The sequence below is a fragment of the Polaromonas sp. P1_A2 genome (genome assembly GCF_056406895.1).
In genome coordinates, this window is the sequence record NZ_JBFTZI010000001.1 from 1,384,970 (window position 1) to 1,398,582 (window position 13,613).

The 13,613-nt window shown below is 65.3% G+C and carries 11 protein-coding genes; 3 read left to right on the forward strand and 8 right to left on the reverse strand.

All coding sequences use genetic code 11. The features are described 5' to 3' along the window. The first annotated feature begins 208 nt into the window (after window positions 1-208). Window positions 209-2,833, forward strand: a complete 2,625-nt coding sequence (gene alaS / locus AC1D09_RS06735) for an alanine--tRNA ligase (RefSeq protein ID WP_477664681.1) — start codon at window positions 209-211, stop codon at window positions 2,831-2,833. Between the two features lie 89 nt (window positions 2,834-2,922). Here alaS and egtD read toward each other — a convergent pair whose 3' ends face one another. Together egtD and AC1D09_RS06745 are read right to left on the reverse strand one after the other, a co-directional pair. After that, window positions 2,923-3,951, reverse strand: a complete 1,029-nt coding sequence (egtD, locus tag AC1D09_RS06740; protein ID WP_477664680.1) for an L-histidine N(alpha)-methyltransferase — start codon at window positions 3,949-3,951, stop codon at window positions 2,923-2,925. A 273-nt stretch (window positions 3,952-4,224) separates the two neighbouring features. Next, the gene (locus AC1D09_RS06745; RefSeq protein WP_477664679.1) at window positions 4,225-4,737 is read right to left on the reverse strand and encodes an N-acetyltransferase family protein; all 513 of its coding nucleotides are present in this window, start codon (window positions 4,735-4,737) and stop codon (window positions 4,225-4,227) included. A gap of 94 nt (window positions 4,738-4,831) precedes the next feature. On the opposite strand from AC1D09_RS06745, the gene AC1D09_RS06750 reads away from it, so the two are divergent. Both AC1D09_RS06750 and AC1D09_RS06755 read left to right on the forward strand, forming a co-directional pair. Then, on the forward strand, window positions 4,832-5,377 hold the full coding sequence (locus AC1D09_RS06750) for a TlpA family protein disulfide reductase (RefSeq protein ID WP_477664678.1): 546 nt from the start codon (window positions 4,832-4,834) through the stop codon (window positions 5,375-5,377). 102 nt (window positions 5,378-5,479) lie between these two features. Continuing rightward, window positions 5,480-6,601 (forward strand): transglutaminase-like domain-containing protein, encoded by a 1,122-nt coding sequence (locus AC1D09_RS06755; protein WP_477700982.1) that lies wholly within the window; start codon window positions 5,480-5,482, stop codon window positions 6,599-6,601. On the opposite strand, the gene AC1D09_RS06760 is transcribed toward AC1D09_RS06755, so the two are convergent. From AC1D09_RS06760 to AC1D09_RS06785, 6 genes are all read right to left on the reverse strand, one after another. Further along, window positions 6,598-7,737 carry a DUF2827 domain-containing protein gene (locus tag AC1D09_RS06760; RefSeq protein WP_477664676.1) on the reverse strand — a complete coding sequence of 380 codons (1,140 nt, stop codon included), beginning with the start codon at window positions 7,735-7,737 and terminating at the stop codon, window positions 6,598-6,600. The genes AC1D09_RS06755 and AC1D09_RS06760 overlap by 4 nt on opposite strands. Window positions 7,738-7,747: 10 nt before the next feature. After that, window positions 7,748-8,866: a DUF2827 domain-containing protein gene (locus AC1D09_RS06765; RefSeq protein ID WP_477664675.1), complete on the reverse strand. Its 1,119-nt coding sequence runs from the start codon at window positions 8,864-8,866 to the stop codon at window positions 7,748-7,750. Window positions 8,867-8,885: 19 nt separating this feature from the next. Continuing rightward, window positions 8,886-9,491 (reverse strand): hypothetical protein, encoded by a 606-nt coding sequence (locus tag AC1D09_RS06770; protein WP_477664674.1) that lies wholly within the window; start codon window positions 9,489-9,491, stop codon window positions 8,886-8,888. Further along, window positions 9,491-10,645, reverse strand: a complete 1,155-nt coding sequence (locus AC1D09_RS06775; protein ID WP_477664673.1) for a DUF2827 domain-containing protein — start codon at window positions 10,643-10,645, stop codon at window positions 9,491-9,493. The genes AC1D09_RS06770 and AC1D09_RS06775 overlap by 1 nt, the downstream gene beginning before the upstream one ends. Beyond that, entirely contained in the window at window positions 10,642-11,787 is a 1,146-nt protein-coding gene (locus tag AC1D09_RS06780) for a DUF2827 domain-containing protein (RefSeq protein ID WP_477664672.1), read from the reverse strand. Before AC1D09_RS06780 ends, AC1D09_RS06775 begins: the two co-directional genes overlap by 4 nt. 135 nt (window positions 11,788-11,922) lie before the next feature. Continuing rightward, complete coding sequence (locus AC1D09_RS06785) at window positions 11,923-13,038, reverse strand: YadA family autotransporter adhesin (RefSeq protein ID WP_477700989.1); 1,116 nt, start codon at window positions 13,036-13,038, stop codon at window positions 11,923-11,925. Between the last annotated feature and the right edge of the window lie 575 nt (window positions 13,039-13,613).

The window sequence follows — 13,613 nt, forward strand, 5'->3', positions numbered from 1 at the left end:
CTGGCGCCTTGGCGCCGGGGCGGTGCGCCGGGCACCGCCTTGATGCGCCGGCCCTGCGCGGGGCTTGGCCTGGCGCCGGGGCTGCCGAAGGGGTCCACGCCTATAATCGAATGTTCAAGTAAATCAAGCGCTTAGGTGGGTTCGACGCAGTGGGTACGACCTGAGGTCGCCGGCGGCCGGCCACCTTGGCCAGACCACAAAATCCAAGATGAGCCAGCCCACCTTCACCGTCGCCGACATCCGCAAGACCTTCCTCGATTTCTTCGCGTCCAAGGGGCACACCGTGGTGCCCTCCAGCTCGCTGGTGCCGGGCAACGACCCGACGCTGATGTTCACCAACTCCGGCATGGTGCAGTTCAAGGATGTGTTCCTGGGCACCGACAAGCGTCCCTATGTGCGCGCCGTGTCCGTCCAGGCCTGCCTGCGCGCCGGCGGCAAGCACAACGACCTGGAAAACGTGGGCTACACCGCGCGCCACCACACCTTCTTCGAGATGCTGGGCAACTGGAGCTTTGGCGACTACTTCAAGCGCGAGTCGCTCAAGTGGGCCTGGGAGCTGCTGACCGAGGTCTACAAGCTGCCGCCCGAGCGCCTGATGGCCACGGTGTATCAAGAAGACGATGAGGCTTACGACATCTGGACCAAGGAAATCGGCCTGCCGCCCGAGCGCGTGATCCGCATCGGCGACAACAAGGGCGGCCGCTACAAGTCCGACAACTTCTGGATGATGGCCGACACCGGCCCCTGCGGCCCGTGCAGCGAAATCTTTTACGACCACGGCGACCACATTCCCGGCGGCCCGCCCGGCAGTCCCGATGAAGACGGCGACCGCTTCATCGAAATCTGGAACAACGTGTTCATGCAGTTCGACATGGCGGCCGACGGCAGCGTCACCAAGCTGCCCGCGCCCTGCGTGGACACCGGCATGGGCCTGGAGCGCCTGGCCGCCATCCTGCAGCATGTGCACAGCAATTACGAGATCGACATCTTCGAGGCGCTGATCAAGGCCGCTAGCCGCGAAACCGGCGAGAAGGACCTGGGCAACAAGTCGCTGCGCGTGATCGCCGACCACATCCGCGCCACCGCGTTTCTGGTGTCCGACGGCGTCAACCCTTCCAACGAGGGCCGCGGTTATGTGCAGCGCCGCATCATCCGCCGCGCGATCCGCCATGGCTACAAGCTGGGCAAGAAGGCGCCTTTCTTCCACAAGCTGGTGGCTGACCTCGCCAAACTGATGGGCGACGCCTATCCCAAGCTCAGGACCGACGAAGCCCGCATTACCGCCGTGCTCAAGGCCGAGGAAGAGCGCTTCTTTGAAACGCTGGAAATCGGCATGACCATCCTGGACACGGCGCTGGCCGGCGGCGCCAAGGTGCTGCCGGGCGAGGTGGCCTTCAAGCTGCACGACACCTACGGCTTCCCGCTGGACTTGTCGGCTGACGTCTGCCGCGAGCGCGGCGTCGAGGTTGACGAGGCCGGCTTCAAGGCCGCGATGGACAAGCAAAAGAACCAGGCGCGCGCCGCCGGCAAGTTCAAGATGGACCGCGCGCTCGAATACACCGGCAGCGGCAATACCTTTACCGGCTACGAGCTGCTCGAAGAGCCCGCAAAAGTGGTGGCGCTTTATGCCGACGGCGTGGCCGTGCAGGCCCTCAATGCCGGGCAAAGCGGTGTGGTCGTGCTGGACACCACGCCTTTTTACGCCGAAAGCGGCGGCCAGGTCGGCGACCAGGGCCGCATCACCGCGGCCGGCGCCGGCTTCGCGGTGGACGACACGCAGAAAATCCGCGCCGATGTGTTCGGCCACCACGGCACGCAGGAAGAGGGCACACTCAAGGTCGGCGATACGGTGAAGGCGCAAGTCAACACCGCCGTGCGCGCCGCCACCGTGCGCAACCACAGCGCCACCCACTTGATGCACAAGGCCCTGCGCGAAGTCCTGGGCGAGCATGTGCAGCAAAAGGGCAGCCTGGTGAACGCCGAGCGCACCCGCTTTGACTTCGCGCACGGCGCGCCGGTGACCGACGCGCAGATCCGCGAGATCGAAGCCCGCGTCAATGCCGAAATCCTCTCCAACGTGGCGACCGACGCCAGCGTGATGGACATGGAGGCCGCGCAAAAAAGCGGCGCCATGATGCTGTTCGGCGAGAAATACGGCGAGCGCGTGCGCGTGCTGACCATAGGCTCAAGCAAGGAACTCTGCGGCGGCACCCACGTGGCGCGCACCGGCGACATAGGCCTGTTCAAGATCGTCGCCGAAAGCGGTGTGGCCGCCGGCGTGCGGCGCGTGGAAGCCGTCACCGGCGAAAACGCGCTGGCCTATTTGCAGTCGCTGGAATCCACGGTGCAGGCCGCGGCCGGCTCGCTCAAGGCCAGCCCGACGGAACTGCAGGGCCGCATCGGCCAGGTGCTGGACCAGGTCAAGACGCTGGAAAAAGAGATCGCCGCGCTCAAGGGCAAGCTGGCTTCTTCGCAAGGCGATGAGCTGCTCACGCAGGCGGTGGACGTCAAGGGCCTGAAAGTGCTGGCCGCGAAACTCGAAGGCGCCGACGCCAAGACGCTGCGCGACACCATGGACAAGCTCAAGGACAAGCTCAAGACAGCCGTCATCGTGCTGGCCGCGGTCGACGGCGACAAGGTGCAGATCGCCGCGGGCGTGACGGCCGACAGCGTGGGCAAGGTCAAGGCCGGCGAACTGGTGAACTTTGTGGCCCAGCAAGTCGGCGGCAAGGGCGGCGGCAAGGCCGACATGGCCATGGCCGGCGGCACCGATGCCTCCAAGTTGGGCGATGCGCTGAAGTCGGTGCAGGGCTGGGTGGGCGAGCGCGCCTGACGCGCTCCCGCTTTCAAAAGCGCTTCAGAAAACAAAAGGCCGGTTTCCCCGAGGGGAACCGGCCTTTTTCTTTTGGCGAACTGCTTTGTTTACACCGCGGCCCAGAATACCGCGAACCAGCTGTTGGGATCGGTCCAGTATTCGATGTGCTTGAAGCCGGCCTGCCGCAGCAAGGCCGTCATGCCCGGGACCGTGTACTTGTAGGAGCATTCGGTGTGAATGCGCTCGCCGGCCTGGAAGCTGCGCTCATGGCCGGGCCAGCGCACCGTCAGCTCACTGGTGGCTTCCAGGTGCATCTCGATGCGCGACTCCCTGGCATTGAACAGCGCCACATGGCGCCATTGCCGCAGGTCAAAGTCCGAGCCCAGCAAGTCGTTGATATTGAGCAGCAGGTTTTTGTTGAAGGCGCCGGTCACGCCCAGCGCGTCGTCGTAAGCGGCCTCCAGGCGCGCCGTGTCCTTGACCAGGTCTATGCCCAGCAGCAGGCCGCGCGCCTTGCCCTGTTCCGGGTCGGCGATGTGCTCCAGGAACTGCAAGGCCTGGCCGGGGTGGAAATTGCCCAGGCTGGAGCCCGGGTAGAAAAACACCCGCTCATGCGCCTGGACTTCGCCCGGCAGGGCCAGCCCGGCCGAAAAATCCATGCCCAGGCCGACGATGTCGAGCGCAGGAAAGTTGTTTTGCACCTGCTCCGCCGCATCGCGCAAAAAATCGACCGAGATGTCGACCGGCACGTACTGGCGCGGCTGCAGGTGCGGTATCAAGGCCATGGCCTTGGCACAGTTGCCCGCGCCCAGGTCGATCAGGCAGGGTTGGTGGATGCCCGCCTCGGCCAGCGTGGCGGCGATGTGCGTTCTCGCCGCCTCGAAGATGCCGGCTTCGGTGCGCGTGGGGTAGTACTCGTCCAGGCCGGTGATGGCCTCGAAGAGCTTGGAGCCCAGCGCGTTGTAAAAGAATTTGGGCGACACGGCGGCCGCCGGGGCCAGCAGTGCTTCCGTCAGCTCTTGCACCGTTGCATGCATGGCCTGCGCGTCGCTGTCCGGACGGTAGAGGTCAATGAATTGCGGGGACGCAGGAGGCAGCTGGAGCGAGAGGGCCGAGATGTTGAGTGGTAGGTTCAAGATTCGCCTTGGCTACGGTTATTTGGTTATAGATTTAAAAGCCGTTCGAAAAGAGTGTTTGTAGGACTGAATCGCTTTGGGTGCAAGCGGCGCCGGCCAAATGCTGTCCTATATAGGGTTCGCGCCGCCAGGCGGATTGAACGACGTGCTGTCTTTTGCAGCGCGCGCTGACCCCCTGTGGCATTTGGTCGCCCCAGGTTGTCATTTCTTACAAAAGAACTCTTACAAAGAGCCGGCACTGCTGAGCAGCGCCCTCATGCCCGCGCGGGCGGCTTATGGCGTTGGCAGGGCCTGGCTTGTGGGCTCGGTCCCCTGCGCAAACTGCCTCAGGGTGTCGCCGGCCATGCGGTAGCGCACCCATTCGGCCTGCGGTTTGGCCCCCAGCGACTGGTAAAACTGGATGGCCGGCTCGTTCCAGTCCAGCACACTCCATTCGAAGCGCCCGCAGCCGCTGTCAAAAGCCAGCCGGGCCAGGTGGCGGAGCAGCCGCTTGCCGGCGCCGCTGCCCCGGTGTTGGGGCGATACGTATAAATCCTCCAGGTACATGCCCTTGCGGCCCAGCCAGGTGGAGTAGCTCAGGAAGTACACCGCATAACCCACGGGCTGGCCGTCTATCTCGCAAATCAGGGCGCGGGCGGGTGTGCCTGGCTCAAACAGGCTGCGCTCAATGTCCGCGGCGCTCGCAATGACCTCATGCTCCGCTTTTTCATAAATGGCCAGTTCGACGATGAAGTTGTGGATCAGCGCAGCGTCGCCAGCTTGCGCTTCCCGGATATCGATGTTCATGAAGCTTCCCGTGATTGATTTTTGAAGGCGCCCGCATGGATGCAGGCATCCCTGGGCTCGGTTACCCTAGCCCCATCCTACCAATGCCAGGCCCATGACGATTCCGCCCTTTTCTCGTCGCCATCTTCTGCAACAGGCGCTTGCCATCAGCGCCGGTGCCGCCGTGTTTCCGGCGAGGCCGCAGGGCTTGACCGGCCCTGCGTATGAAGTCAGCCCCTGGGCCGGCCCGGTGTCCGCTTTCGCGCTGGTCGACACCACCGGCAAGACCTGGCAAGCCGCCGACCTGCGCGGCCGGGCCGTGCTGCTGAATTTCTGGGCCAGCTGGTGCGAACCCTGCCGTGCCGAGATGCCCACGCTGCAGCAGGTGGCTGATTTTTACGGGCCCGAGAAACTGCTGGTGCTGGCCATCAACTTCAAGGAGCCGCCCGCGCGTGCCCTGCAGTTTGCCAAGACCACGGGCGTGACGCTACCGGTGTTGCTGGACGTGGATGGCAAGGCGGCTCGGGGCTGGGGCGTCAAGGTCTTCCCGACAACCCTGATGATGGACACGGCCGGCCGGCCGCGCCTGCGCGTCAAGGGCGAAGTCGACTGGACCGGGCCTGCGGCTGCGAAGCTGATTGACGGGCTGCTCAAGCCTTGAGCATGTCCGCCGCAAGGCAGCGGCGATAATCGCAGCCTGACATCCCGCAGCATCTTTACCTGCCGCGGTGCACGTCACCCTCACCCCACCCGGAGATCCTTTATGACCACCGTACGCCGAGCCTTTCTGAAAAGCGGCGCAGCCGCCGCCATGGCCGCCGCCTTGCCATCCCTCAACTTTGCCCAGACGGCTGCCGCCCCCAGCCGCCGCCAATTCGCGCCCCAAAGCGGCGCCTGGCGCACTTTTGACGTGACCACGCGCGTGGACATCCTCAAACCGCAAGGCGTGACCAAGGTTTGGCTGCCGATCCCCTCGGTCAACAGTGACTACCAGCATTCGCTGGGCAACAGTTTCGCTAGCAACGGCAGCACGCTGCTGGCGCAGGACGGCCGCGACGGCGCGAAGATGCTGTATGCCGAATTCCCGGCCACGGAAGCCAAACCCTTTGTGGAACTGACCAGCCGCGTGCAGACCCAGGGCCGGGCCATCGACTGGTCGCAGAAAACCGCTCCAGCCGAAAGCGCCGACACGCTGCGCTATTTCACGCGCCCGACCACGCTGATCCCGACCGACGGCATCGTGCGCAAGACCGCGCTGGCCGCCACCCAAGGCGCGAAGACCGACGTCGAGAAAGCGCAAAAGATTTATGACTGGATTGTCGCCAACACCTACCGCGAACCCAAGGTGCGCGGCTGCGGCGAAGGCGACATCAAAACCATGCTGGAAACCGGCAACCTGGGCGGCAAATGCGCCGACCTGAACGCGCTGTTTGTGGGCCTGTGCCGCTCGGTGGGCCTGCCGGCGCGCGACGTCTACGGCATACGCCTGGTGCCCTCGGCCTTCGGCTACAAGGAGCTCTCGGGCAACCCGGCCAGCCTCAAGGGCGCCCAGCATTGCCGCTCCGAGGTCTACCTCAAGGGCCACGGCTGGGTGGCCATGGACCCGGCCGACGTGGCCAAGGTGATGCGCCTGGAAACGGCGGACTGGATCAAGACCACGGCCGACCCGGTGGTGGCGCCGGTGAACAAGGCGCTGTTCGGCGGCTGGGAAGGCAACTGGATGGCTTACAACACGGCGCACGACCTGGCCCTGCCGAAGTCGGCCGGCGAGAAGCTCGGTTTCTTTATGTACCCCATTGGCGAAAACGCCGCGGGGCGTTTTGACTCCTACGCGCCGGATGATTTCAAGTACCAGATCACGGCCAGGGAAGTCGCCGCCAGCTAGCCCGGCGGCGTGGCCATCAGGCGCAGCAGCAGCGCCTCGTAGCGGGACACCACCTCGGCATTGGCCGGCAGGTAGCGCTTGATCAGCTCGCGCTGCCGCGCCGCGTAGCCGGCGGCCTGCTCGTCGTGGCTGTCGAACACCTCCAGCAGGCGCGCGCAGCCCGCCTCGACGTCGTTGCCTTCGTAGTAATAGCCCAGGTCGGCGCACAGGTGGGCGTTGTGCACCAGCGGATAGCCCTGCCAGCAGACCTCGAGGTAAAAATAGTTGAGCGCGTTCTCCCACTGGTGCGAGATCACGACGTCGCTCATCTCGCTGAGAAAGGCCGGCGTTTCATACACGCCCAGGAAGGAGGCCTTGTGCTGGCGCACGATGTCGAGCTGGTTCATGAGCGCGACAAACTCCTTGCTCTCCTGCGCCAGGCGCATGGCATTGGTCACGTGCAGCCAGGCAATCGCCTCGGGCCTGCGCCTGTAGGCTTCTTCGGCGATCAGGATGGGGTAGAGGCAGAACTTGACCACATCCAGGTTCTGCTCCATCACGCTGAGCCGGCGCGGGCCGTGCCGCGGGTGGTAGCGGCCGGCATCGGGGAGGGCCTGGCTGCGTTCCTCGATGAACACCGGGTCCCAGACAAAGGGCACCACGGTGGCCGGCCTGCGCCGCAGCGTCGAAAAATAATGCTGGCTGATGGGCGCCACCTGCGGAATCACCCAGAGGTCGTCATAACGCTGGTTGATAAAAAGGTCATAACCCCACAGCGGCCTGCCAAACAGGATGGACTCCATGGTGTGCACGTATTCAAAGCCGCAGCAGTAAGACACCAGGCGTGTTCCGCGCTGCTTGAGGTAATCGGTCTGCTCCGCGCTGACCTGGCCGCCGAGCTCGATCAGCACATCCAGCGAGTCCTTGGCGTCCTCAAAGGCGACGGTGGGCCAGCGCCGCTGGTCCCAGGGCAGGGCGGCCGTGATGCGCACGGCGGTGGTGTTGACCAAGCGCACAGAGGCCACCAGCCGCGAGTGCTTGAAGGTTTCGGCCAGGAACACCGCGTTCTGTTTGATGCCGTTGTTCCACAGCGTTTCGGCCTCCTGGTGCAGGCCAATGGTGATGCCTATGCGCAGGCCTGGGTTTGTGGGGGCCATGGCTGCGTTCTCAGCCGGCAAAAAGCCCGGCCAGCAGTTCGTCGTAGCGGGCCACCAGTTCCGGGTTGGCGGCCGTGTGCACCCGCAGCAGCTCGCGCTGCCGCGCGGCATATTCGGTGGCCGTGTCGTCATGCCGCTCCAGCACCTGCAGCAGCTGGCGCGCGCCGGCGTCCACGTCATTGCCTTCGTAGTAATAGCCCAGCTCTTTGCACATATCGGCGTTGTGCACCAGCGGGTAGCCCAGCCAGCAGACGTCGAAGTAGAAATAATTGAGCGGGTTGTCCCACTGGTTGGAGATCACGGAATCGGCGTGTTCGCCCAGGAAATTCGCCGTGTCATAGCGCCCCAGGAAGGTGGCCTTGCCGGCATTGACGATGTCGAGCTGGAACATCAGCAGCTGGAACTCGCGGCTTTGTTCGGCCAGGTGCTTGGCGCTGCAGACGTTGAGAAACTCGATCAGCTCGGGCCGCGCGCGGAAGGCCGCTTCGGCGATCAGGATGGGATAGATACAGGCCTTGACCACATCCATATTCGGCTCCATGACAGCCAGCCGCTTGGCCGCGCGGCCCGGCTGGTAGCGCGCGCCATGGGGCAGTGCCGCCACACTGGACTCCAGCCAGCGCGGGTCCCAGACAAAGGGCACGACCTTGGCCGGGCAGCGCCTGAGCGTCTGGATAAAGGACAGCGAATTGTTCGCCACCTGGGGGATCACCCAGATTTCGTCGTAGTGGCGGTTCATGTAGACGCCGTTGGGCCAGAGCGGCCTGCCGAACAGGATGGACTCCAGCACCACCACGTACTCGCTGCCGCAGCAGTAGCTGACCAGGCGCGTACCGGCCGCCTTCAGCTGCAGGGAATGCGCCTCGCTGATGCCGCCGCCCAGCTCGATCAGCACGTCGAGGTCCTTCATGGCGGCCTCCAGCGTGACGACCGGGAAGGCCTGGAGGTCCCAGGGAAGCTGGCTGGTGATGGGCACGTCGGTGGTGTTGACCAGCTGCACGCGGTGGCCCAGCGGCGAGGCCTGCAGCACGCAGGCCAGGTTCAGCGCGTTCTGCTTGATGCCGTTGACCCACAGGCTTTCATCGGGCGAGCGCAGGCCTATGGTGATGCCTATGCGCAGGGCCTTCATGGCCGGTTTGCCCCGCCGTTCATCGCCTGGGCGCTTTCAGCGCAGGGTCTTTCCAGTCGTACTCGACGTGGCGGCGGATGATGAGGCAGCCGGGCGGCGAGTCGATCAGGGTCACCGAGGCGCCTGGGTCGCGCGCATCGACGTAGACGGTGAAGGTGGCCAGCAGCTGCGTGGCCTGGTAGCCGCCCAGCTCCTGCTGCGCGATGCTGCGGCAGGCAAAAGGCGCGACCGAGATGCGTTCGGCCGCGACCGAGCAGCCGCCCGTGCTGTCGGGCACCGCCGTCAGGGAAAAGGCCAGCGAGGCGTTTTTGTACTCGACGCCGCTGAGCGAGAAGAAGGGGCCGCCGTCGGGGTTCTTGCGGTCCCAGTCGACCAGCACGTCGTTGCCGGTGCTGCCGTTGACGGTCAGCGAGGACAGGCGGGTGATGGCCGGCAGGCAGCGCCTCACGCCCACATTGGTGGCTGCGGCCGTCAGCGCGTCCAGCGGTGCGCCGGCGGCGGGAGCGGCAGCTGCCGCGGGCGGGCGCTGCGGCGTGACCTGTGCCTGCGCCTGGAAAGCCGGCGCGCCCAGAACCGCGGCCGCCAGCAGAGCGCGGCGCAAAAAGGAGAAGAAGGAGGTGGGCATCACGATGAAGCTGCGCGGTACAAATGGACCAGCGCCTCATTGTAGGCACGCACGTTGTCTTCGTTCTCGGGCGCCAGCGTGCGCAAAAAGGTGCGCGCGCGCTCCCGGTAGCCGGCCAGGTCGGCGTCATGCTGGGAAAAGGCCTGCAGCAGGGCCAGGCCGCCTTCCTCGCAGTCGAAGCCGGGATAGAAGTAGCCGCAATCGGCAAGGAAGCTGGAGTTGTGGACCAGCGGGTAGCCGCCGTAAAGCGCTTCGTAATACAGGTAGTTCTGCCCGTTTTCCCAGTGGTGGCAGACCACGGCGTCGACCTGCGACGACAAACACTGGTAGACCGGAAAGCGGCCTTCGAAGACGGCCAGGCCGTGCCTGACGATGTCCAGGCTGTTGGCGAAGCCGACAAAGGTCACGTGGTCCTTCATGTGAAAGCTGTTGTAGACCCGCATCAGCTCGATCACGCGCGGGTTGGCCCGGTGCGCCATGTCGATCAGCAGCATGGGCAGGTGGCTGGTCTTGACCATGCAGATATTGGGCTCGAAGATGCCCAGCCGCCATTTCTTGCGGCCCGGCTTGTAGCCGAAGGTCTCGCCGTTGGGCAGGGTCGCGGCCGCGCGGTCTATCACGCCGGGGCTCCAGAGGTGCTGCATCAGCCGCACCGGCGCCCGCATCGCGCTGCCGAAGTAGTGCATGCAGCTGCGCTCGTATTCGGGCAGGGTCCAGATTTCGTCATAGGGCGTTCCGGCGATCAGCAAGCCGTGCTGCTTGTTGAAAATCATGCGCTCGATGTCGATGACGTAGTCGTTGCCGACGCGCATGGTCACGATCTTCCCGCCGCGATCGCGAAAGCCCACGGCCCAGTCCCGGCCCAGCTGTGCGCTCATCTCTATCATGATGTCGAGCTTGTCGGCCGCGGCCGCCATGTCGATGATGGGCACGGGGGAGTCGGCCATGAAGCGCTGGGCGTCGGCCGCGTCGCCGTCGCCGCCCCCGCTGACCAGGTAGGTTTCAGCCACGTTGGGGGCCTTGAGCAGCAGCATCACCAGAAACAGGCAGTTCTGGTAAATGCCGTTTTCCCACAGCGATTGCTCGCCCTTGCGCACGTAAATGGAAACGCCGACCCGCAGGCGGTCAGGTGTGGTCGCTTTGGCCTGGCTCATGCGGCGGCTCCCACGCTTGCGGTATTGCTGAAAAGCGCCTGCAGCCTGCGCGCCAGGCTTTGCAGGTTGGCGTGCGCGAAGGGATCGACCGAGGCGATCACCCGCCGGGCCTGCTGGCGGTGCTGCTCCAGGCGGCTGTCGTGCTGGCTTGCGGCCAGCAGCAGCTTGCGCCCGCCTTCGGCCGTGTTGAAGTCGGGATAGTAGTAGTCGGAATACCCGGCGTCGCGCAGCCAGGGCGAGTTGTGGATCAGCGGGTAGTTGCCGTGCAGGGCGTCCAGGTAGTTGTAGTTCTGGTCGTTTTGCCACTGGTGGGCCACCACGGCGTCGGCATGCTGCACCATGTAGCCGGCAAAGTCATGGCGGCCCTGGAAAATCGCTTTTTGCTGCTTGACCAGATCCAGCGAGTTGGCCAGGTAGAGCAGCGTGGGGTGGTCCTTGAGGTGCAGGGTGTTGAGCACGTGCATGAAGCTCACCTGGGCGGGCTCGGCGCGGAAGGCCTCGTCGCAGACCAGCATGGGGATGTTGGTGCATTTGACCACCGACACATTGGGCTCGAAGATGGCCACGCGCAGGCCGGCGCCGGGCGCGCGCGGTTTGTAGCCGAAGGCATAGCCCTCTTTCTCCAGCTCCCGGGCGCGCGCGTCCAGGAACTGCGGCGACCAGATATAGGGCACTTCATGCACCGGGCAGCGGTGCAGGGCGCGCAGCATGGGGGCGAAGGCGGAAAAGTCCTTGGGCAGTATCCAGATCTCGTCGCAGCGGTCGGCCCGGCTGAAAAACCCCGGGCGGTCGAACACGCTGGGCTCTATCAGGCCGACATAGGGCTGGCCGGCGCAGTACCAGACCACTTTTTTGCCCTGGGCGCGCAGGTAGTCCAGCCATTTGACGTCCAGCGCGCCGGCCATCTCGATGGCCAGGTCGATGTGGTCGGTGGCTTCGTGCGCGGACATCATGCGCAGGCCCAGCGCGTCCATGTTGACCTGGGGCGGCATGCTGCTCTGGTCCCCGCCGTTGAGCAGCACGACGGACTGCACAAAGGGCAGCTTCTGGAAGGACTGGGCCAGGAAGATGACGTTTTGCCCCAGTCCGTTTTCCCAGATGTTCTGGCCGGCGTGTGTGAGGACCGAGATACCGATACGCATGCTTGTGTCTCTCCCAAAGCAATGAGCGCCGCAGGCCCTGGGGGCCGCGCGGCGCTCACCGGGAGCCCCGGGGGCTCTTGTTTGATAGGTAGGCGCTTAGGGCATTCTACTGAGAGCGGCTCCCGGAGCCCTCTCTTAACGCCACTTCCAGCTTGCGCCGAAGTTCATGCCCCACTCCTTGCCGGTGGTGGAGACGCCGAAGCCCCATGCGCTCTTGCCGTCGTTGTTGAGCGCCTTGAAGTTCAGGCCCAGCGCGCCGTAGCCCTTGTAGTTGCCCACGCCTATGCCCAGGGCTTTTTCGCCGCCTTCGAGGTTGGGCATGTAGGTGGCGGCCATGGCCATGCTCATCGCGATGCCGGAGTAGGCCACGCGCCTGACATCGTTGAGCTGCCCGACATTGACCGCGTCGGTGGCGTAAACACCGGGGGCCACATTGGTGATGCGGCGCTCGTTGCCGGGCGAGCCCACCGACACTGTATTGGGCTGGTCGGCCACCGAGTAGGCGCCCAGCGCCACGGAGCGGTTGGCCGTGGCTTCGGCCGCAGCGCCCAGGGCCACCGAGTCGTTGCCCGAGGCCAGCGAGTTCCAGCCGACGGCGGTGGCCGGGTCGGCAATCGCCCTGGCCTGGAAGCCTATGGCCACGGAGCCTTCGTAGGTGGCCGTCGCGCGGAAGCCGATGGCGGTGGTGTTTTTGTCCTGGGCCAGCGACTGTGAGCCGTAGGCGGTGGCGCCGGTGGCCACCGTTGTGGCGGTCGCGCCGTTGACCCCGGCACGGGTGCCGGCGCTGGCGCACAAGCCGGTTGCCGTGGTGTCGGCGCCGTTGGCCACCGTGCAATCGGAAGGCGAGGCCACGGTTTGCAGCGCCGTGCCGTTCAGGGACTTGCCCTGTGTGAGCAGCCCGGCGCCGGCGGCGCCGCCCGCGGTGGACCCTATGACCGCCCCGCCGTTGGCCGCCGCGGAGTTTGCCGCATTGACCAGCGGGGCCAGGGCCGTGGTGCCCGAGGTCGCGCTCGACAGCCCGGTGGACAGCGAGGCGATGCCGTTGTTGGCGGTGCTCAAGCCGGTGGACAGCGAGGTCACGCTGTTGCCTATTGTGCTCAGGCCGGTCGACAGGGAGGTGATGCCGCTGCTGGCGGTGCTCAGGCCGGTGGAGGTCGAGGTGGATAGCGAGGTGATGTTGCTGTTGGCCGTGCTCAGGCCGGTGGACAGCGAGCTGGTGCCCGTGGAAACCGAGGTCGACAGCGAAGTCACGGTGCTGCTGACCGTGCTGAGCCCGGTGGAGACGGAGCTGAAGCCGGTCGAGAGCGAGCTGAAGCCGGTGGAGGTCGAGGTGGACAGCGAGTTGAGCCCGGTCGACAGGGAACTGATGCCCGTGGATGCCGAGGTCGACAGCGAGTTGAGATTGCTGTTGGTGGTGCTCAGGCCCGTGGACAGCGAGCTGACGCCCGTCGACAGGGAACTGACCCCGGTGGACAGCGAACTGAGGCCGGTGGACGTCGAGGTCGACAGCGAATCAATGCTGGTCGACAGGGAAACGATGCCTGTCGAGGTCGACGTCGAGAGCGAGCTGACCCCGGTGGACAGTGAGCTGATGCCGGTGGATGTCGAGGTCGACAGTGAACTGATACCGGTGGACAGGGAGCTCACGCCGGTCGAGAGCGAACTGACGCCGGTGGACAGTGAACTCACACCGGTCGACAGCGAGCTGACACCGGTCGAGGCCGAGGTGGACAGGGACGCGACGTTGCTGTTGGTGCTGCTCAGGCCCGTGGACAGCGAACTGGCGCTCGTGGAGGTCGAGGTGGACAGCCCGTCGATGGCGGTCG

Bases quoted from the DNA above. Each gene is read 5' to 3' on its own strand.
- alaS (WP_477664681.1), top strand. From the start codon at position 209: ATGAGCCAGCCCACCTTCACCGTCGCCGACATCCGCAAGACCTTCCTC.
- AC1D09_RS06745 (WP_477664679.1), bottom strand. From the start codon at position 4,737: ATGAACATCGATATCCGGGAAGCGCAAGCTGGCGACGCTGCGCTGATC.
- AC1D09_RS06750 (WP_477664678.1), top strand. From the start codon at position 4,832: ATGACGATTCCGCCCTTTTCTCGTCGCCATCTTCTGCAACAGGCGCTT.
- AC1D09_RS06755 (WP_477700982.1), top strand. From the start codon at position 5,480: ATGACCACCGTACGCCGAGCCTTTCTGAAAAGCGGCGCAGCCGCCGCC.
- AC1D09_RS06760 (WP_477664676.1), bottom strand. From the start codon at position 7,737: ATGGCCCCCACAAACCCAGGCCTGCGCATAGGCATCACCATTGGCCTG.
- AC1D09_RS06765 (WP_477664675.1), bottom strand. From the start codon at position 8,866: ATGAAGGCCCTGCGCATAGGCATCACCATAGGCCTGCGCTCGCCCGAT.
- AC1D09_RS06770 (WP_477664674.1), bottom strand. From the start codon at position 9,491: ATGCCCACCTCCTTCTTCTCCTTTTTGCGCCGCGCTCTGCTGGCGGCC.
- AC1D09_RS06775 (WP_477664673.1), bottom strand. From the start codon at position 10,645: ATGAGCCAGGCCAAAGCGACCACACCTGACCGCCTGCGGGTCGGCGTT.
- AC1D09_RS06780 (WP_477664672.1), bottom strand. From the start codon at position 11,787: ATGCGTATCGGTATCTCGGTCCTCACACACGCCGGCCAGAACATCTGG.